The organism is Pseudomonas entomophila (genome assembly GCF_013523125.1).
Lineage (GTDB): Bacteria > Pseudomonadota > Gammaproteobacteria > Pseudomonadales > Pseudomonadaceae > Aquipseudomonas > Aquipseudomonas entomophila_B.
Map to the genome: position 1 here is coordinate 1 of NZ_JAAMQJ010000041.1, position 18,460 is coordinate 18,460.

General features: G+C 65.7%; 17 protein-coding genes. 8 read left to right on the top strand and 9 right to left on the bottom strand.

Annotation, left to right across the window (positions count from 1 at the left end; all coding sequences use genetic code 11):
- Positions 1 to 237 precede the first annotated feature (237 nt).
- The 4 genes from G7007_RS18075 to G7007_RS18090 all read right to left on the bottom strand — a co-directional run bounded on the left by G7007_RS18075 (position 238) and on the right by G7007_RS18090 (position 3,670).
- Complete coding sequence (locus G7007_RS18075) at positions 238 to 783, bottom strand: C40 family peptidase (protein WP_181103906.1); 546 nt, start codon at positions 781 to 783, stop codon at positions 238 to 240.
- A 135-nt stretch (positions 784 to 918) separates the two neighbouring features.
- A complete protein-coding gene (locus tag G7007_RS18080) occupies positions 919 to 1,554 on the bottom strand; it encodes a C40 family peptidase (RefSeq protein WP_181103909.1) in 636 nt (211 codons plus the stop codon).
- A 134-nt stretch (positions 1,555 to 1,688) separates the two neighbouring features.
- Positions 1,689 to 2,393 carry a DnaA regulatory inactivator Hda gene (gene hda, locus G7007_RS18085; RefSeq protein WP_181096626.1) on the bottom strand — a complete coding sequence of 235 codons (705 nt, stop codon included), beginning with the start codon at positions 2,391 to 2,393 and terminating at the stop codon, positions 1,689 to 1,691.
- 227 nt (positions 2,394 to 2,620) lie between these two features.
- Positions 2,621 to 3,670 carry a DUF2066 domain-containing protein gene (locus G7007_RS18090; RefSeq protein ID WP_181103912.1) on the bottom strand — a complete coding sequence of 350 codons (1,050 nt, stop codon included), beginning with the start codon at positions 3,668 to 3,670 and terminating at the stop codon, positions 2,621 to 2,623.
- A 293-nt stretch (positions 3,671 to 3,963) separates the two neighbouring features.
- Here G7007_RS18090 and purM point away from each other — a divergent pair, with 293 nt between their 5' ends.
- The 4 genes from purM (at position 3,964) to G7007_RS18110 (ending at position 6,964) form a co-directional block, all read left to right on the top strand.
- Positions 3,964 to 5,022, top strand: a complete 1,059-nt coding sequence (purM, locus tag G7007_RS18095; RefSeq protein WP_181103915.1) for a phosphoribosylformylglycinamidine cyclo-ligase — start codon at positions 3,964 to 3,966, stop codon at positions 5,020 to 5,022.
- Positions 5,022 to 5,675, top strand: coding sequence for a phosphoribosylglycinamide formyltransferase (purN, locus tag G7007_RS18100; protein ID WP_181103917.1), 654 nt, complete (start codon positions 5,022 to 5,024; stop codon positions 5,673 to 5,675). Before purM ends, purN begins: the two co-directional genes overlap by 1 nt.
- Before the next feature lie 8 nt (positions 5,676 to 5,683).
- Positions 5,684 to 6,394, top strand: coding sequence for a DUF3108 domain-containing protein (locus G7007_RS18105; RefSeq protein WP_181103920.1), 711 nt, complete (start codon positions 5,684 to 5,686; stop codon positions 6,392 to 6,394).
- A gap of 381 nt (positions 6,395 to 6,775) precedes the next feature.
- Entirely contained in the window at positions 6,776 to 6,964 is a 189-nt protein-coding gene (locus G7007_RS18110) for a hypothetical protein (RefSeq protein ID WP_060394688.1), read from the top strand.
- Between the two features lie 61 nt (positions 6,965 to 7,025).
- Here the strand turns inward: G7007_RS18110 and G7007_RS18115 are convergent, their stop codons facing one another.
- The 5 genes from G7007_RS18115 to cysM all read right to left on the bottom strand — a co-directional run bounded on the left by G7007_RS18115 (position 7,026) and on the right by cysM (position 13,084).
- Positions 7,026 to 7,565, bottom strand: coding sequence for a DUF2058 domain-containing protein (locus G7007_RS18115; RefSeq protein ID WP_181103923.1), 540 nt, complete (start codon positions 7,563 to 7,565; stop codon positions 7,026 to 7,028).
- A 25-nt stretch (positions 7,566 to 7,590) separates the two neighbouring features.
- The gene (gene mazG / locus G7007_RS18120; RefSeq protein WP_181103926.1) at positions 7,591 to 8,424 is read right to left on the bottom strand and encodes a nucleoside triphosphate pyrophosphohydrolase; all 834 of its coding nucleotides are present in this window, start codon (positions 8,422 to 8,424) and stop codon (positions 7,591 to 7,593) included.
- 63 nt (positions 8,425 to 8,487) lie between these two features.
- Positions 8,488 to 10,728 carry a GTP diphosphokinase gene (gene relA / locus G7007_RS18125; RefSeq protein WP_181103927.1) on the bottom strand — a complete coding sequence of 747 codons (2,241 nt, stop codon included), beginning with the start codon at positions 10,726 to 10,728 and terminating at the stop codon, positions 8,488 to 8,490.
- A gap of 98 nt (positions 10,729 to 10,826) precedes the next feature.
- Positions 10,827 to 12,185, bottom strand: coding sequence for a 23S rRNA (uracil(1939)-C(5))-methyltransferase RlmD (rlmD, locus tag G7007_RS18130; protein WP_181103930.1), 1,359 nt, complete (start codon positions 12,183 to 12,185; stop codon positions 10,827 to 10,829).
- On the bottom strand, positions 12,185 to 13,084 hold the full coding sequence (gene cysM, locus G7007_RS18135) for a cysteine synthase CysM (protein ID WP_181103933.1): 900 nt from the start codon (positions 13,082 to 13,084) through the stop codon (positions 12,185 to 12,187). Before cysM ends, rlmD begins: the two co-directional genes overlap by 1 nt.
- 509 nt (positions 13,085 to 13,593) lie before the next feature.
- On the opposite strand from cysM, the gene G7007_RS18140 reads away from it, so the two are divergent.
- The 4 genes from G7007_RS18140 to G7007_RS18155 all read left to right on the top strand — a co-directional run bounded on the left by G7007_RS18140 (position 13,594) and on the right by G7007_RS18155 (position 18,340).
- Entirely contained in the window at positions 13,594 to 16,344 is a 2,751-nt protein-coding gene (locus G7007_RS18140; protein ID WP_181103938.1) for an ATP-binding protein, read from the top strand.
- Positions 16,345 to 16,430: 86 nt separating this feature from the next.
- Positions 16,431 to 17,420, top strand: a complete 990-nt coding sequence (locus tag G7007_RS18145; RefSeq protein WP_181103941.1) for a 2-hydroxyacid dehydrogenase — start codon at positions 16,431 to 16,433, stop codon at positions 17,418 to 17,420.
- Positions 17,421 to 17,501: 81 nt separating this feature from the next.
- Complete coding sequence (locus G7007_RS18150) at positions 17,502 to 17,939, top strand: hypothetical protein (protein WP_181103944.1); 438 nt, start codon at positions 17,502 to 17,504, stop codon at positions 17,937 to 17,939.
- On the top strand, positions 17,936 to 18,340 hold the full coding sequence (locus G7007_RS18155) for an META domain-containing protein (RefSeq protein ID WP_181103947.1): 405 nt from the start codon (positions 17,936 to 17,938) through the stop codon (positions 18,338 to 18,340). The genes G7007_RS18150 and G7007_RS18155 overlap by 4 nt, the downstream gene beginning before the upstream one ends.
- The last annotated feature ends 120 nt before the right edge of the window (positions 18,341 to 18,460 follow it).

Consider the following 18,460-nt stretch of genomic DNA (forward strand, 5'->3'; position numbering starts at 1 on the left):
GCAGATCGTCTGCGCGGCCATGCGCAAGCTGCTGCACCTGGTGTATGGCGTGGTGAAATCCGACAAACCATTCGACCCTCAGATCGCGCTTGCGAAGTGAGGATCAAGACGGTATCTACACCCGTAGCACCACCGCAGCGTTGCAGGCTGTCGCGATTCCCTGTGTGCGGCCCCCGCCAGGGCGCTGGACCGGCCGCGATTGGGCCCGCCAGGGCCCACAAATACCTCAAGCCAATGTCACGGGTTCTGCGCCAGGTGCCCGGCCGGGATGATGCGCTTGGCCTGCAAATAGGCCTTGTGCCAGTAGCTGTTCGACAGATGATCCAGACGTACGGTGCCGCCCGTGGACGGTGCATGGACGAAGCGCCCTTCCCCGACATAGATCCCCGCATGGCTGACCTGCGAACCGCCGCCGGTGGCGAAGAACACCACGTCGCCCGACTGCAGCGCGTTGATGTCGACGTTGGGCGCGCGCATGACGATCATCTCGCGGGTGGAGCGTGGCAGGCGGATCCCGGCCGCATCCTGGTACACGTACTTGATCAACCCACTGCAATCGAACCCGGAATCCGGCGTGTTGCCGCCCCAGCGATAGGGGGTGCCGACCAGACCGATGGCACGGAACAGCACGTCCTCGGCGACCGGCGAGAAGGAGGGTTGCGCGTAGTTGATCACCAGCGGACGTTGCTTGGGCACGACCGGTGCCGGCGCAGGTGCCTGACTGGAACAGGCAGTCAACAGGGCTGCCAGAGAGAAGAATGCGAAGCGCGCCAACATCGCCATGAGCCAGAGCTTCCTGTCTGAGTCGTTCGGGCAATTGCCGAAAAGAGTTGAGAAATTAGATTAGACGCTTTCTGTAAATACGCACGGCGGCTCGCTTTTCAGCTGAGCCGCCGTGTTCGACCACACCGTTTCGCGTCAGTTGCGCGCGATCGTGGTCGGTGCCATGGCCAAGGCGCGCTTGGCTTCCATGAAGGTCTTGCTCCAGTAGCGATCGCCCAGGCTGTCGATGCGCACACCACCGCTGCGGCGGCTGCTGGAGTGGATGAACTGGTTGTCGCCGAGGTAGATGCCGGCGTGGCTGACACGACCGCGGCCATTGGTGCTGAAGAACAGCAGGTCACCTGGCTTGAGCTTGCTGCGCGACACGGTCGGTGCGTCGACGTTGATCATTTCGCGCGTCGAGCGTGGCAGATTCATGCCGGCTTCTTCACGGAACAGGTAGCCGATGAAGCCACTGCAATCGAACCCGGATTTTTCCGTGGTGCCGCCGAACCGATAGCGCGTCCCGATCAGCTCTTTGCCGCGCTCGAGGATGCTGTCGGCCAGCACGGGCAGGCGATAAGGCTGGCTGCCGTGGGCGAAGGGCTGGGTGTCTTCGTCTTCCGCCGGTTCTGCGTCGAACACCGAAGCGACCGGTGCTGGCGCCTTGTGTTGAACCTGAACGGTAACGGGGGCGTGATCCTGGGGCTGGGAAACGGGGCCTTGAGCGGCGCAGCCAAAAAGCAGGGTCACCAGTGCAAGTGGCACGAGGGGTGCGAAGCGAAGCAGCATGGGCACGACCGTGACTGATTGTTGGGAAGGTTGGCACTATGCCTTCCGTCAAATCTATTTGCAAATTTTATCGAGAAAAATGTGACTTTTACGTTTCGGCGCGTTCGAAGGGTTTCGCATAGATCGATCGATGCTTACCAACCCAGGGTTTCCTTGAGAAACGGAATGGTCAATTTGCGTTGCGCCTGTAACGACGCCTGATCAAGACGTTCGAGCAGATCGAACAGCGCAGCCATGCTGCGAGTACCCCGGGTCAGGATGAAGTGTCCCACTTCGTCGGTCATCTGCAGGCCACGGCGCGAGGCGCGCAGTTGCAAGGCCCGCAGCTTGTCTTCGTCGCTCAATCCCCGCATCTGAAAAATCAGCGCCAAGGTCAGCCGGGACTTGAGGTCCGGCAGGCGGATCGGCAGTTCGCGCGGAGAGCTGGCCGCAGCCAGCAGCAGACGCCGGCCGCTGTCGCGCAGGCGATTGAACAGGTGGAACATGGCCTCTTCCCAATCGGCCTTGCCGGCGATCGCGTGCAGGTCGTCGATGCAGACCAGTTCGTACTGTTCAAGGTGATCGAGCAGTTCAACGCCACGGTCGAGCAGCTGTGCCAGGGGCAGGTAGACCGCAGGTTCGCCCAATTGCTGGAAGCGGTGGGTGGCGGCCTGCAACAGGTGGGTGCGCCCGACGCCTTGCTTGCCCCACAGATAGATGAGGCTTTCGGTCCAGCCGGCGTCGGCTTCGCATAACCGTTCGACATAGCCCAGCGCCGCGGCATTGGCGCCCGGGTAGTAGTTGATGAAGGTGGCGTCGTCGCGCAAGCGCACACCCAGGGGCAACTGGATCGGTTTCATGCTGACTGACGGTCGCGAGGACCACGGGGGGCCTTTGGAGAACGGTGCGCGAAGTCTATACCCGCAATGCCGAGCGCACAATCGGCGAGGCGCCGAGGGCGAAGTAAATCAACGGCTTGCGTGACGCGCCCAGGGCGGTGTCGCCCGGTGGGCGCTCCGGCGCGCGGCCTATAAGGAAGGCAGCAACCGCTTGGGGTCACCGCCTTCACCGGTCGAGCGACCGACGCTCACCACCCGAAGCGCAAACCGTCGAATGGCTCAGCTGATGGCGCCGTGGCACCGACTTCGCGGCCCTCGGCCTGAGGCACCGGCGCCGGTTCCGCTTCGACCGGCAACTCGCGCAGCCTGGCCAGGCCCAGTTGCGCACGCAGCTGGTCACGGCTGCCAGTAACGGCATAGGTCAGCGTGTCGCCGTCCACTTGTCGCAACTGTGCCCCATAGGGCTCGAGCGTCCGGCTCAGCTCGGCGTAACGCGGCAGGTTCATGCCTTCGACCTGTATCCGCAGATCGCTGCCGCTGCCAGGGCGAGTGACGAAACGTGGGGCCAGACGCTGGCTGACCGCCCGCATCACCGCATCGGCCAGGCTGGCCGGGTCGGCGCCCTCGGCACGCCCCTGTTCATGGGTATCGCCCAGCCACAGCTGCCAGCCCGCCTGCCAGCCACCTTCGCCCTGGCGTGCATGCACGGCCAGTACGGCATCGGTGGCATAGCGCTGCGACGCGTCTCGCAGCGCATCGGGCGCCTGGCTGTCGAGCTGCGCGCCGTCGGCGACCAGTTGCTCCTGCAGGTCGGCCAGTGGCAGGCGCAGCGGCAAGCCGCGGTGCTGCGCGGCCTGACGCAGGACGCCGGCTTCGGCCTGGCCATCGCCCACCAGGTGGCTGCCCTCGACCGTCTCGTCGAGCCACCAGCCGATGATCGATGGGCGGTTGCTGCCCCACAAGGCCAAGCCTGCCTGGCGCAGCGTGCGCTCGGTGCTGCCTGGGTCGAACTCGACGACCAGGGTTTCAGGTGGACCGGCTTCGTAGCCGAACTGGCTGATGATGCGCTGCGGGTCCTTGCGCAAGGCACTCAGGGCAGGCTCCTGTGCGGCCTTGGGGTCGCCGGTCAGGCGTAGCACCAGGGTCTGCAGGGCCTTGTCGGTGGCGATGGCGCGCGCGTCGGCCCCCTGGCCCTGGACGGTTTCGCGCACCTGGTAGAGTCCGGGAACGGACGCGGCCTGCGCGATGGCGCCAACGCTGACGAGGCAGCCGGCGAGCAGGTAGTTGAACAATCGCATGAATGAATCCTGTCCTGATGACATGGGGCCCCGTCTTGTCGGTCTGGACAGGGCGAGGCTGGCGCCTACCTTATTACAGGCCTTGCCGCGACAACCAGGGGCCGGTGACCGCGCAGGGATTTTTTGTCGCTCGGCCTCGCCGGCCGACGGCTTGAGGATGGCCGCTGCCGGGCAACCCTGATAAAATCGCGCGCCTTCGCAGACCATTGGCGTTCATGCCCCGCCGTCCTCAGGACCGGCCGTGGCCGTCGCGGTCGTTTCCCCTGAATCCCTCCCTCTAAAGGCCTGGATCAATGAGCAAGCAACCCTCCCTGAGCTACAAGGACGCCGGTGTAGACATCGACGCCGGCGAAGCACTGGTCGAACGCATCAAGGGCGTGGCCAAGCGCACCGCGCGCCCTGAAGTCATGGGTGGCCTGGGCGGCTTCGGCGCCCTCTGCGAGATCCCGGCCGGCTACAAGCAGCCGGTGCTGGTCTCGGGAACCGACGGCGTAGGCACCAAGCTGCGTCTGGCACTGAACCTGAACAAGCACGACAGCATCGGCCAGGACCTGGTCGCCATGTGCGTCAACGACCTGGTGGTCTGCGGCGCCGAACCGCTGTTCTTCCTCGACTACTACGCCACCGGCAAGCTGAACGTCGATGTGGCCGCCACTGTGGTCACCGGCATCGGCGCGGGCTGCGAACTGGCCGGCTGCTCGCTGGTGGGCGGCGAGACCGCCGAGATGCCGGGCATGTACGAAGGCGAAGACTACGACCTGGCCGGCTTCTGCGTCGGCGTGGTGGAAAAGGCCGAGATCATCGACGGCTCCAAGGTCGCCACGGGCGACGCGCTGATCGCCCTGCCCTCCTCCGGCCCGCACTCCAACGGCTACTCGCTGATCCGCAAGATCCTCGAAGTGTCCGGCACCGACATCGACAGCACCCAGCTCGACGGTACGCCGTTGGCCGACCTGCTGATGGCACCGACACGCATCTACGTCAAGCCGCTGCTCAAGCTGATCAAGGATACCGGCGCGGTCAAGGCCATGGCCCACATCACCGGCGGCGGTCTGCTGGACAACATCCCGCGCGTCCTGCCCGAAGGCGCCCAGGCGGTGGTCGACGTGGCCAGCTGGCAGCGTCCGGCGGTGTTCAATTTCCTCCAGGCCAAAGGCAACGTCGATGAACACGAGATGCACCGCGTGCTCAACTGCGGCGTCGGCATGGTCATCTGTGTGGCCCAGGACCAGGTGGACAACGCCCTGCGCGTGCTCACCGACGCCGGCGAGCAGCCTTGGGTGATCGGTCACATCGCCCAGGCACCGGCCGGTGCCGCCCAGGTCGAGCTGAAGAACCTCAAGGCACACTGATGCCGAGCGAGCCCTGCAATGTCGTGGTCCTGCTGTCCGGTAGCGGCAGCAACCTGCAAGCCCTGATCGACAGCACGCGCGCAGTGCCGGGCCCCGCCCGGATCTGCGCGGTGATCGCCAACCGCGCCGATGCCTACGGCCTGCAGCGCGCCCAGGCGGCCGGGATTCCCACCGCCGTGCTGGAGCACCCCGGCTTCGAAGGTCGCGAAGCCTTCGATGCCGCGCTGACCGAGCTGATCGACGGGTTCTCGCCGGACCTGGTGGTGCTGGCAGGCTTCATGCGTATCCTCAGTGCCGGCTTCGTCCGGCACTACCAGGGCCGCCTGCTGAACATCCACCCGTCCCTGCTACCGAAGTACAAGGGCCTGCACACGCATCGCCGCGCGCTGGAAGCCGGGGATGCCGAGCATGGCTGCAGCGTGCACTTCGTGACCGAGGAACTCGATGGCGGGCCCTTGGTCGTACAGGCTGTGCTGCCGGTCGAGCCGGGCGATACCGTCGAGTCCCTCGCCCAGCGCGTGCACCACCACGAACACCAGATCTACCCGCTGGCGGTACGCTGGTTTGCCGAAGGACGCTTGCGTCTGGGTGCAGAGGGTGCCTTACTGGATGCCCAACCGCTGCCTGCCTGCGGTCACTTGATCCGATCCTAGGAGAACCTATGCGCCGTGCCCTTTTCCTGGCTCTTGCCGTGCTTGCCCTGCCCGTGCACGCGGCTGAACTGAAGCCGTTCTCGGCCAGCTACACGGCCGACTGGAAGCAACTGCCCATGAGCGGCACCGCCGAACGCAGCCTGACCAAAGGCGCCGACGGCAACTGGGCGCTCGACTTCAAGGCGTCGATGATGATCGCCAGCCTGACCGAGCAAAGCACCGTGCGGATGGACAAGGACCTGCTACTGCCGCAGCAGTACCATTTCGAACGCGGTGGCCTGGGCAAGGCCAAGAAAGTCGACCTGACCTTCGACTGGTCGGCCAAGAAGATCACCGGCAGCGACCGTGGCGATGCGGTGAGTCTGCCGCTGAACCGGGGCGTGCTGGACAAGTCGTCCTATCAGTTGGCGCTGCAGCATGATGTGGCGGCCGGCAAGAAGAGCATGACCTACCAGGTGGTCGATGGCGACGAGATCGACACCTACGACTTCCGCGTGCTGGGGACCGAGAAGGTCACCACCAAGACCGGCCAGGTCGAGGCGGTCAAGGTCGAGCGTGTGCGCGATCCGAGCCAGAGCAAGCGGGTGACCGAGCTGTGGTTCGCCAAGGATTGGGACTACCTGCTGGTGCAACTGCGCCAGGTGGAGACCGATGGCAAGGAATACGTGATCGTGCTGCAGGATGGCACGGTGGACGGCAAGGCGGTCAAAGGCAGTTGAGGTGATCGGGGCGTGAAAAAGCCCTGTTGATCGACCATCAAGGATCCCGGTTCGTGCTGAGGCATGTGCCGGGATTTTTGTTTCCATGGCAAGGTGGCTTTTCCGATCGGCGTTGGTGGGGCCGACGCTATCGCTGGCAAGCCAGCTCCCACCCAGACCGGTGCCACGATCGGTCCGCAAGGGCCATGAAGTCAGTCATTCCCCGCCCAGCCCGACGTGTACCGATAGCACCCAGACCGGCGGACACCGCGAACAGCCGGTCCTCTCGGAACGCTGCATGAAACATGTTTCACCGTCGTTTTATTTACTTAGGCGGCTATCGAACCCTATAACAGAAGCGTGCGACATGGTGTCGCAGCCTACTGAAAGTGGAGTTTGACGATGACTGTTCAAGTGACCGAACGCGATGAATCGAAACTGTCCCACGAAGGTCTGGCCGCCGGTGTGCGGATCTGGGACGTGCATCAGCAAGGCTTGCTGGTCGGTATGTTCCACACCGAGCAGGACGCCAATGCCTACCGGCAGGAACTCGAAGGGTTGGAACACGAGGGGCGGTTGCAGCACGGATGAGGGTGCCTGAGGGCCGTCGTTCACGGCCCTCGGCGCCGCCGGGCGATTCAACGAGCGGTGGTTACCACATCAGGTCGTCCGGGATCTTGTAGGCCGCGTATGGATCGTCCTCGTCCGCCTCTTCCACGTGGGTGTTGAGCAACAGGATGCGGTGCGCATCGCGCTCCTGGATCTTCAGCGCTGCCTCGCGCGGAATCACTTCGTACCCGCCCCCATGCGATACGATCGCCAAGGCGCCGTTGCTCAGCTTGCTGCGCATCAGGGCATTGACGGCGATACGCTTGACCTTCTTGTCGTCGACGAAATTGAAATAATCTTCCGTCGTCAGCTTCGGCAGACGCGTCGCTTCGATCAACTGCTTGACCTGGGCGGCACGGGCCTTCTGCTCGGCCTTTTCCTGCTGCTGTCGGTTCAGCTCATTGTCGCGCTTGACCTTTTCGGCCATGGCCTCCTTGGCCAGACGCTGCTGGGTGTCGTCGACCTCGACCTGGCCTTTCTGCTCCAGGCGCTTTTGCTTCTTCTCGGATTTGTTGACCTGCTTGACCTGCTTCTGGTTGACCAGACCGGCCTTGAGCAACTGGTCGCGAAGGGAAAGACTCATGGTGTTCACTCACTTATGCATCGGCTCAGCCGCAGCTGGGCAGGTTCTTTTCCTGACGCTTGGCTTCGCCCCACAGGGCGTCCAGTTCGTCGAGGGTGCAATCTTCGAACGGACGGGCGCTGTCGCGCAATGCCTGTTCGATGAATCGGAAGCGCCGCTCGAACTTGCGGTTGGCGCGGCGCAGGGCGTTTTCAGGGTCCTGCTTCAGGTGACGGGCCAGGTTGGCCGTGGCGAACAGCAGGTCGCCCAGCTCGTCCTCGATCGCGTCGGCGTCGCCCTCGGCCATGGCCTGCAGGACTTCGTCGAGTTCCTCGCGCACCTTGTCGAGCACCGGCAGCGCGTCAGGCCAGTCGAAGCCGACCTGGGCAGCGCGCTTTTGCAGCTTGGTCGCCCGCGACAGCGCCGGCAAGGCGGCGGGCACGTCGTCGAGCAGCGACAATTGCTCAGGCACGCCTTTCTCGGCACGTTCCTCGGCCTTGATCGCCTCCCAGCGCGCCTTGACCTGGTCTTCGCTCAGGCGTGGGCTGTCCAGGGGGGCATGCAGGTCGCCCGTGGGGAAGACGTGGGGATGACGCCGGATCAGTTTGCGGGTGATGCCATCGACCACGTCGGCGAAGGCGAAGCGCCCCTCTTCGCGGGCCAGCTGGCTGTAGTAGACCACCTGGAACAGCAGGTCACCCAGCTCACCTTGCAGGTGGGCGAAATCACCTCGTTCGATGGTGTCGGCGACCTCGTAGGCTTCCTCGAGGGTGTGCTTCACGATACTGGCGTAATCCTGCTTCAGGTCCCAGGGGCAACCGTGTTGCGGATGGCGCAGGCGCGCCATCAGGGCGAGCAGGTCGTCTAGCGTGTAGGTCATACGTGTGTCCTTCATCGCCCGACGGCACTGCCTGGGCAGGCAGCGGTCGGACGATCGCGAGGGTCAAGGCGTGCGGTTGCGTCGGGTCTCGATGATGTTGGGCAGCTGGGAAATCCTGCCCAGCAGCCGGCCCAGGGCGTCGATCCCCGGGATCTCGATGGTCAACGACATCAGCGCGCTGTTGTCTTCCTTGTTGGAGCGGGTGTTGACCGCCAGCACGTTGATCCGCTCGTTGAGCAGCACCTGCGAGACGTCGCGCAGCAAGCCGGGCCGGTCGTAGGCGCGGACGATGATGTCCACCGGGTACGTCTGCACCGGCACCGGCCCCCAGTTCACCTGGATCATGCGCTCCGGCTCCCGGCCACCGAGCTGCAGCACCGAGGCGCAGTCCTGGCGGTGGATGGTCACGCCGCGGCCCTGGGTGATGTAGCCGACGATGGGGTCGCCGGGCAGCGGCTGGCAGCACCCGGCGATCTGCGTCAGCAGGTTGCCGACCCCCTGGATCTGGATGTCGCCACGCTTGCCGTTGCGTGGACTGGTGGGTTTGCGCGCGATCAGCTCGATCTGCTCGTTACGGTCGGGCTCGAGCAGTTGCTGGGCGGCATTGACCATCTGCGCCAGACGCAGGTCGCCGGCCCCGAGCGCGGCGAACATGTCCTCGGCGGTCTTGACGTTGGCTTTCTCGGCCAGCTTCTCGAAGTCCACCTGTGGCAGACCCAGCCGGCTCAGCTCGCGCTCGAACAGGCTCTTGCCGGCGGCGACGTTCTGGTCACGGGCCTGCAGCTTGAACCAGTGCACGATCTTGGCCCGGGCGCGCGAGGTGGTGACGTAGCCGAGGTTGGAGTTCAGCCAGTCGCGGCTGGGGTTGCCGTGCTTGCTGGTGATGATCTCGACCTGCTCGCCGGTCTGCAGGCTGTAGTTCAGCGGCACGATGCGCCCGTTGATCTTGGCGCCCCGGCAGTTGTGGCCGATCTCGGTGTGCACCCGGTAGGCGAAGTCCAGCGGCGTGGCGCCCTTGGGCAGGTCGATGGCGTGGCCGTCGGGGGTGAACACGTAGACCCGGTCAGGCTCGATGTCGACGCGCAGCTGCTCGGCCAGGCCGCCGATGTCGCCCAGTTCCTCGTGCCACTCGAGCACCTGACGCAGCCAGGAGATCTTCTCTTCGTAGTGGTTGGAGCTGGGCTTGACGTCGGTCCCTTTGTAGCGCCAGTGGGCACAGACGCCCAGCTCGGCTTCCTCGTGCATGCCGTGGGTACGGATCTGCACTTCCAGCACCTTGCCCTCGGGGCCGATCACCGCCGTGTGCAGCGAGCGATAGCCGTTTTCCTTGGGGTTGGCGATGTAGTCGTCGAATTCCTTGGGGATGTGCCGCCACAGGGTGTGCACTATGCCCAGCGCGGTGTAGCAGTCGCGAACTTCGGGCACCAGCACGCGCACGGCGCGCACGTCGTAGATCTGGCTGAACTCCAGCCCTTTGCGCTTCATCTTGCGCCAGATCGAGTAGATGTGTTTCGCCCGGCCGCTGATGTCGGCGTTGACGCCGGTGGCCAGCAGCTCGTTCTGCAGCTGGTTCATCACATCGTTGATGAAACGTTCGCGGTCCAGCCGGCGCTCGTGCAGCAGCTTGGCGATCTGCTTGTACTGCTCAGGCTCCAGGTAGCGGAAAGACAGGTCCTCCAGCTCCCACTTGATGTGACCGATGCCCAGCCGGTGCGCCAGGGGCGCATAGATGTCGAACACTTCGCGCGCCACGCGCAGGCGTTTGTCGTCGTCGGCGACCTTCACCGCGCGGATGGCGCAGGTCCGTTCGGCCAGCTTGATCAGCGCCACGCGCACGTCGTCGACCATGGCCACGAGCATCTTGCGCAGGTTCTCGACCTGCGCCTGGGAGCCGAGCACCAGGGACTGGCGGGGGTTGAGGCTGGCGCTGATGGCGGCCATGCGCAGCACGCCGTCGATCAGCTTGGACACCACCGGGCCGAAGCGCTGGCCGACGTCGGCCAGGGTGGCCTTGCCTTCGCGCACGGCGCGGTAGACCACCGCGGCGACCAGCGAGTCCTGGTCGAGCTTGAGGTCGGCGAGGATCTCGGCGATCTCCAGGCCCGCCTGGAAGCTGGAGGTGCCATCGGCCCAGGAATGCTTGGCCGGGTTGCCGTTCTTCTCGACCTCCTGGGCGAAATCGCAGGCCTCCTTGAGGGCCGCACGATCGAGCGCCGAATCGACGCTCACCACATGGTCGAGCCATGCATCGAGATTGATACTGCCGTCGGTGTTGACCGGCTGGTGCACTCTCACCTGTACCATCTTTGTTCTACCTTTCCATACAGCGCGCCTCGCAGGACGCGCTGGCAATCACCGTGCGACCTCCCATCCATGGAAGTCGCACCAAGGGGCCAGCCTGGCTAGCCCACTTCGAATAACGCCATGGCTTCGACATGCGCCGTCTGAGGAAACATGTCGAGAATCCCGGCCCTCTTTAACCGGTACCCCTGGGCCACCAAGGTCTGGGTGTCTCTTGCCAGCGTAGCTGGGTTACAGGAGACATAGACCAGTCGACGGGCGCCCAGGCGCACAATATTTTTCACCACTTCCTGGGCACCGTCCCGAGGGGGGTCCAAGAGTACCGCAGAAAACCCTTTCGCGGCCCACCCAGCATCCCCCAGGGGCTGCGACAAGTCAGCCTGATGGAAGCTGGCGTTGACGAGACCGTTGGCCTGCGCATTGGCCGCGGCACGCTCGACCATGGCCTGCACGCCTTCGACCGCCACCACTTCAGCAGCCGACCGGGCCAGCGGCAGGGCGAAGTTGCCCAGGCCGCAGAACAGGTCCAGGACGCGCTCGTCGGCCTGGGGCGCGAGCCAGGCCAGGGCCTGCTCGATCATCGCCAGGTTGACGGCGGCGTTGACCTGGACGAAATCGCCCGGTCGCCAGGCCAGGGTCAGGTCCCAGGGCGCCAGCTCGAAGCCCAGGGTCTGTCCGGGCTGGTCCGGCATCGGCTCACCCTCCCCCTGCAGCCACAACTGAGCGTCGCTCTGCTGACAGAACGCGCGCAGTCGCGCCAGGTCCTGCTCGGCCAGGGGCGCGACATGACGGACCAGCACGGCCTCGGCCGTGGCGCTGAACAGTTCGACATGGCCCAGCACCTGGGGTTTGTCGAAGCTGCGCAAGACCGTCGGCAGGTGCCGCAGGATCGTCTGCAAGGGCTGTACCAGCACCGGGCAGTCCTCGATGGCGACGATGTCCTGGCTGGCTTCGGCACGCAAACCCACGTCGAGTTCACGGCGCTTCGGGTCCCAGCGCACGGCAACCCGGGCACGACGGCGATAACCGAACTCCGGTCCGCTCAAGGGAGCGGCCCAGTGCTCCGGGGTCACGCCGGCGACCCGTTGCAACTGCTCGGCCAGGGTGCGCTGCTTGAGCGCCAGCTGGTCGGCGTGGGGCAGGTGCTGAAGGTTGCAACCGCCACAGCGGTCATAGTGCCGACACGGCGCCGGGCGCCGCTCGGGGCTGGCCTGCTGGACGCGCTCCAGGCGCGCCTCGACCACCTTGCCACGGGCTGCGAGTACGCGAGCCTCGACGGTTTCGCCTGCCAGCGCGCCGCTGACGAACCAGGTGCGCCCGCCCTCGAACGCGATGCCGCGACCGTCGCCGGACAGGCGCTCGATGACCAGGCGCTGCTTCTTGCCCACGGGCACCTGGGCGGCACGTTCGCCGCCGGCGGGCTGGAAGCGCAGCCCGCCATTGCGTTTTTGTCTGGACATCACGGCGCGTCGAACAGGCCGGTGGACAGGTAGCGATCGCCGCGGTCGCAGATGATCGCGACCATCACGGCGTTTTCGACTTCACGGGACAGGCGCAACATGGCCGCCACCGCACCACCGGACGACACGCCGCAGAAAATGCCCTCCTCTCGGGCAAGCCGACGCATGGTGACCTCGGCCTCCTCCTGGGACATGTCGACCACCCGGTCGATGCGCGTGGCATCGAAGATCTTCGGCAGGTAGGCCTCCGGCCAGCGCCGGATCCCTGGGATCGCCGCGCCTTCCATCGGTTGCAGGCCGACCACCTGCACCGCCGGATTCTGTTCCTTGAGGTAGCGCGAGCAGCCCATGATGGTGCCGGTCGTGCCCATCGAACTGATGAAGTGGGTGACCTGGCCCTGGGTCTGCTGCCAGATCTCCGGCCCGGTGCTGGCGTAATGCGCCTCGGGGTTGTCGCCGTTGCCGAACTGGTCCAGCACCAGGCCACGGCCTTCGGCCTGCAGCCGCTCGGCCAGATCGCGCGCGCCTTCCATGCCCTCGTCCTTGCTCACCACGATCAGCTCGGCGCCATAGGCGGCCATGGCCGCCTTGCGCTCGGCGGTGGAGTTGTCGGGCATGATCAGGATCATCTTGTAGCCCTTGATCGCCGCCGCCATGGCCAGGGCGATGCCGGTGTTGCCGGAGGTCGCCTCGATGAGCGTGTCGCCTGGCGTGATCTGGCCACGCAGTTCGGCGCGGGCGATCATCGACAGCGCCGGACGGTCTTTCACCGAACCGGCCGGGTTGTTGCCCTCGAGCTTGAGCAACAGGGTGTTGCTGGTTTCCCCGGCAAGGCGTTGCAGGCGCACCAGCGGCGTGTTGCCGACGCAGTCGGCGATGGTTGGAAACTGCAGGGTCATGGTGGAGTTCGCAATCGAGACGACAAAGGCGACCATCATACCGACAAACCCGTACAGGCCATATCACGCAATCGATGGTCGTCATAGCCAGGGGTTCTAAGTGGTCATTGCCGGTGCCCGGGGGTTGGTTTTTCGTGTCCATCCTGGGCCATCGCGGCGACGGGTGTTGCGGGCCCTGCGGGCCCGATCGCAGCGCGGGGGCCGCTCTACAGGAGATCGTGTCGCGCCGGCCGGGTGTGAGCGGCCCCTGCCGGGGCGCCGGACCGGCCGCGATCGGCCCCGCAGGGGCCGCAAAACCCGCCCTTGCACGCCTCAGCCATGAACCGAGTCGAACAGCCCTCCGATCCCACGCCACCCCGACACCGGCTTGGCAAGCGCACTGTCGAGGCCGCACCTCGATCGGCAGGCTCGTCATCACACAACAAGTGCATTGCCGCCACGGGCGGAGTAACGTGCGGGGCTGGGTTCGCCTGGACCACAACAAGACAGCCACGAGACAGGAGAGCGTCGTGTTCGATCGACTGGGAATCAGGAGCCGGGTGCTGCTGCTGGCGCTGGTACCTGCCGGCCTGATGGCGGTGGTACTGGGCAGTTATTTCACCTGGTTGCAGCAGAACGAACTGCGCACGCAACTGCTGCAGCGCGGCCAGATGCTGGCCGAACACCTGGCGCCCCTGGCCGCACCCGCCCTGGCCCAAGGCGCCACGGCCCAGCTCGAGCGCATCGCCGTCGAATCCCTGGAGCAGGAAGACGTACGCGCCGTGACCTTTCTGAACGCCGACCGCAAGCGCCTGGCCCATGCCGGGCCGAGCATGCTCAACCCGTCGCCCAGCGAGGCCGGGGCCGGTACGCGCCTGTTGCAACGCACCGGCAACGATGCCACCCGCTACCTGCTGCCCGTGCTGGGCCATCACCGCGACCTGGCGACCCATGCGGTGCCTGCCGAATCGCAGCGGCTGCTGGGCTGGGTCGAAATCGAACTGTCCCATGGCAACACCCTGCTGCGCGGCTACCGTAACGCGTTCGCCAGCGTGCTGCTGATTCTCGCCTGTCTGGCCTTCACCGTCCTGCTGGCCTTGCGCATGAGCCGCGCGATCAACACGCCGATCAGCCGGATCAAGCATGCCGTGGGCCTGCTCAAGGACGGCCACCTCGACGAGCGCCTGCCGGCGCTGGGCAGTCGCGAGCTGGACGAGCTGGCCTCGGGCATCAACCGCATGGCCGAGACGCTGCACACCGCACGCGAGGAGTTGCAGCACAGCATCGACCAGGCCACCGAAGACGTGCGCCAGAACCTGGAGACCATCGAGATCCAGAACATCGAGCTGGACATGGCGCGCAAGGAGGCGCTCGAAGCCAGCCGCATCAAGTCCGAATTCCTGACCAACATGAGCCACGAGATCCGCACGCCGCTCAACGGCATCCTGGGGTTCACGCACCTGTTGCAGAAGAGCGAACTGGCGCCACGCCAGCTCGATTACCTGAACACCATCGAGAACTCGGCCGACAACCTGCTGGGCATCATCAACGAGGTGCTCGACTTCTCGAAGATCGAGGCCGGCAAGCTGGTGCTCGACAGCGTGCCGTTCAACCTGCGCGACGTACTGCAGGACACCCTGACCATCATGGCGCCTTCGGCCCATGCCAAGCAGCTGGAGCTGGTCAGCCTGATCTACCGCGACACGCCGCTGTCGCTGATCGGCGACCCGCTGCGTCTGCGGCAGATCCTCACCAACCTGGTCAGCAACGCCATCAAGTTCACCCACGAAGGCACCATCGTCGTGCGGGCCATGCTCGAAGACGAGCACAAGGACCAGGCGCAGTTGCGCATCAGCGTGCAGGACACCGGCATCGGCCTGTCGCCGGACGATGTCCGCTCGCTGTTCCAGGCGTTCAGCCAGGCCGACAACTCGCTGTCGCGTCAGACCGGCGGTACCGGGCTGGGGCTGGTGATCTCCAAGCGCCTGGTCGAGCAGATGGGCGGTGAGATCGGCGTCGACAGCACGCCGGGCGAAGGCTCGCAGTTCTGGATCACCCTGAGCCTGCCCAAGGCCCACGACGATGTGGAGACCTTGCCACCCTCTGCCCTGGTCGGCCGTCGCGTCGCGCTCGCCGACCCGCACGTCCTGGCTTGCCAGGCGCTGGAACACCAGGTGGCCGATTGTGGGCTCGAGAGCACCGTCTTCGCCTCTTTCGAGACCCTGCTCGAGGCTGTCCAGGCTGCGAGCCAGGCCGGTCGACCGTTCGATTTCGCGGTCCTGGGCATCCATCTGGGGGTGCTCTCGCCCGGGCAACTGGGTGAGCTTGCACACGGGCTCGAGCGCGTCGGATGCCAATGCGTGGTGCTCTGCCCGACCACCCAGCAGACCCCGTACCATGCCTACCTGAGCGACGGGCAGACACAGTTGCTGGCCAAGCCGACCTGCACGCGCAAGCTGCGCCGCACCTTGCTGGAACTGGTGCAGCCACGCCGTCCGGTACGCGAACCGCTGAGCAGCGACACGCGTGCCCCTCGCCTGTTATGCGTGGACGACAATCCGGCCAACCTGTTGCTGGTGCAGACATTGCTCGAAGACATGGGTGCCGAGGTCATGGCCGTCGACAATGGCCAGGCCGCGATCGACACGGTGCGTGACCGTCCGTTCGACCTGGTGCTGATGGATGTGCAGATGCCCGGCATGGACGGCCCGACCTGCACGCAGCGGATTCGCCAGTGGGAGGCGGGACGCGAGGCGCCGCGCCTGCCGATCGTCGCACTGACCGCCCACGCCATGGCCAACGAAAAGCGTGCACTGCTGCTCGGGGGCATGGATGACTACCTGACCAAACCCATCAGCGAGCGGCAATTGGCCCAAGTGGTGCTGAAGTGGACCAGGCTGACCCTGGACACTTCCCTGTCACGCCCCGAGCGTACACCGCACAGTCATGAACTCAAGGTGCTGGACGCCGAGGAAGGCTTGCGCCTGGCCGCCGGCAAGCCGGACTTGGCCGCAGACATGCTGGCGATGCTGCTGGCGTCGCTCGACAGCGACCGCGAAGCCATCCGCGCGGCACGCGCGGCCAACGACCGCGAAGCGTTGATCGCCCAGGTACATCGGCTCAACGGCGCCACCCGCTATTGCGGCGTGCCTCAGCTGCGCGCCGCCTGCCAGCACAGCGAGACCCTGCTCAAGCAGGACCATGTCGAAGCGCCCCACGCGCTGGATGAACTGGACCGCGCCATCACCCGCGTGGCGCAGCAGGCCAGATCCAGCGCCTGACACGGGGCGAGTCAGGCGTCGACACAGGTCAATGCAGGCGTCGGCCGCCTGGCTACACTTGAGCTTTCTTCTGCCGGAAGATGGCCATGCGCGTTCTCTTGTTCAGCAGCCAGCCCTACGACCAGCACAGCTTCGATCGCGCCGCGGCGGATCGAGCGCTGGTCCTGCACCACCAGCCTGCCCGCCTGACGCTCGATACCGCGTTGCTGGCCCAGGGGTTCGAGGTGGTCTGCGCCTTCATCAACGACCAACTCGATGCGCCCGTGCTCGAGCGCCTGGCCGCCGGCGGGACTCGCCTGATCGCCCTGCGCTCGGCCGGCTACAACCATGTCGACCTGGCGGCAGCCAAGCGCCTTGGCCTGGTGGTGACACGGGTACCGGCCTATTCGCCTCATGCCGTGGCCGAACACGCCGTCGCCCTGGTCATGGCACTCAACCGCCATGTGCACCGCGCCTACAACCGCACCCGCGACGGAGACTTCACCCTGCATGGGCTGACCGGGTTCGACCTGCATGGCAAGACGGTCGGCATCGTCGGCACCGGTCAGATCGGCGAAGCCTTCGCCCGGATCATGGCCGGGTTCGGTTGCCAGCTGCTGGCCCACGACCCCTTCCCCAACCCCGCCGTCCTGGCCTTGGGCGCCCGTTACGTGGCCTTGCCGACGCTTCTGCGCGAATCACGCATCATCAGCCTGCATTGCCCGTTGACCGATCAGACCCGCCACCTGATCGATGCCCAGAGCCTGGCCCACCTGCGACCTGGCGCCATGCTGATCAACACCGGAAGGGGTGCGCTGGTCGATACGCCGGCCCTGATCGACGCGCTCAAGTGCGGACAGCTGGGCTACCTGGGCCTGGATGTCTACGAAGAGGAGGCGCAGCTGTTCTTCGAGAACCGTTCGGACCTGCCGCTGCAGGACGACGTGCTGGCGCGCCTGCTGACCTTCCCCAACGTGATCATCACCGCCCACCAGGCCTTTCTGACCCGCGAGGCGCTGGATGCCATTGCCCGCACGACCCTGGACACCCTCATCGCCTGGTCGGAGGGCCGTCCCTGCCATACCGTGCTCGAATGAGGCAGCCAGGCGTCGACGGGGCGTACGGTCGTGATTAAAAGCGCATCTGCCCTTACACTAGGCGGCATTTCTGGAGGACCCATGGTCGAACACGATTTCCGCTACACCCTGTTCAATCCACAGCACACCTTGATCGAATGCCGCGCCCTGGTGCCCGGCCGTTACCAGGTCACCGGCAACGGTGGCTCGATTCAGCGTGGCGATGTGCTGCTGGTGACGCTCAAGGGCAGCAAGAGCCTGTCCATGCGCCTGACCGTCGAAAGCGTGCGCCACCTGATCAACCCCCAGGGCCAGTGGGTGGCGGTGGCCAGCGGGCCGGCGTTCACCGAACTGGAAATCCTGCAGTGGCAGGTGACCTGCGATCAGTGCCAGGCGGTGCTGGAGGTCGAGTTCGCGGTGGACGCCAAGCTCGGTGCCAAGGCCCGCAAGCCTGCGGCCAATGCCCGTGTCGCCGAACTGGGCTGGGTGACGCATGGCCAGGGCCACCTCTGCCCTACCTGTCAGGAGACGTCTGCATGAAACATCTGCTTGCCCCCTCGCTCGTGGTCCTCGGGTTGACGGGCTGCGCCACCGAGGCACCGCCTCTGCAAAAGGAGCGCAGCTACGCACTGGAATGGATCGGCGAGCGTCCGCTGATGGACAACAGCCACCTGACCCTGACCCTGGGCTCGGACAATCGCGCCTATGGCAACGCCGGCTGCAACCACTGGTTCGCACCCTACACGCTCGACGGCGATCGGCTGACGTTCGGCCCGCCGGGCAGCACGCGCAAGCTGTGCGCACCGGCGATCATGGAGCAGGAGCAGCGCTTCCTCGACGCCCTGCCCAAGGTCCAGCGCTGGGACACCTCCGCCGAGGGGCAGTTGCGCCTGTGGACGGGCGTGGGCCAGCCGCTACGGTTGTGGCCGGACGAGGGTTGAGGGGGTAGAGGCCGGCGGTGTTCGACGGGTGAGATTCGGCTCGTCTGGCTGATCTAGCAGGCCGGCGCAGGCCCCTGTGGGAGCGGGCTTGCCCGCGATAGCGTCCGGTCCGTCACCGCC

Excerpts from the sequence above, each read along its gene's own strand:
- G7007_RS18075 (WP_181103906.1), bottom strand. The coding sequence starts at position 783 with ATGGCGATGTTGGCGCGCTTCGCATTCTTCTCTCTGGCAGCCCTGTTG.
- G7007_RS18080 (WP_181103909.1), bottom strand. The coding sequence starts at position 1,554 with ATGCTGCTTCGCTTCGCACCCCTCGTGCCACTTGCACTGGTGACCCTG.
- hda (WP_181096626.1), bottom strand. The coding sequence starts at position 2,393 with ATGAAACCGATCCAGTTGCCCCTGGGTGTGCGCTTGCGCGACGACGCC.
- G7007_RS18090 (WP_181103912.1), bottom strand. The coding sequence starts at position 3,670 with ATGCGATTGTTCAACTACCTGCTCGCCGGCTGCCTCGTCAGCGTTGGC.
- purM (WP_181103915.1), top strand. The coding sequence starts at position 3,964 with ATGAGCAAGCAACCCTCCCTGAGCTACAAGGACGCCGGTGTAGACATC.
- purN (WP_181103917.1), top strand. The coding sequence starts at position 5,022 with ATGCCGAGCGAGCCCTGCAATGTCGTGGTCCTGCTGTCCGGTAGCGGC.
- G7007_RS18105 (WP_181103920.1), top strand. The coding sequence starts at position 5,684 with ATGCGCCGTGCCCTTTTCCTGGCTCTTGCCGTGCTTGCCCTGCCCGTG.
- G7007_RS18110 (WP_060394688.1), top strand. The coding sequence starts at position 6,776 with ATGACTGTTCAAGTGACCGAACGCGATGAATCGAAACTGTCCCACGAA.
- G7007_RS18115 (WP_181103923.1), bottom strand. The coding sequence starts at position 7,565 with ATGAGTCTTTCCCTTCGCGACCAGTTGCTCAAGGCCGGTCTGGTCAAC.
- mazG (WP_181103926.1), bottom strand. The coding sequence starts at position 8,424 with ATGACCTACACGCTAGACGACCTGCTCGCCCTGATGGCGCGCCTGCGC.
- relA (WP_181103927.1), bottom strand. The coding sequence starts at position 10,728 with ATGGTACAGGTGAGAGTGCACCAGCCGGTCAACACCGACGGCAGTATC.
- rlmD (WP_181103930.1), bottom strand. The coding sequence starts at position 12,185 with ATGTCCAGACAAAAACGCAATGGCGGGCTGCGCTTCCAGCCCGCCGGC.
- cysM (WP_181103933.1), bottom strand. The coding sequence starts at position 13,084 with ATGACCCTGCAGTTTCCAACCATCGCCGACTGCGTCGGCAACACGCCG.
- G7007_RS18145 (WP_181103941.1), top strand. The coding sequence starts at position 16,431 with ATGCGCGTTCTCTTGTTCAGCAGCCAGCCCTACGACCAGCACAGCTTC.
- G7007_RS18150 (WP_181103944.1), top strand. The coding sequence starts at position 17,502 with ATGGTCGAACACGATTTCCGCTACACCCTGTTCAATCCACAGCACACC.
- G7007_RS18155 (WP_181103947.1), top strand. The coding sequence starts at position 17,936 with ATGAAACATCTGCTTGCCCCCTCGCTCGTGGTCCTCGGGTTGACGGGC.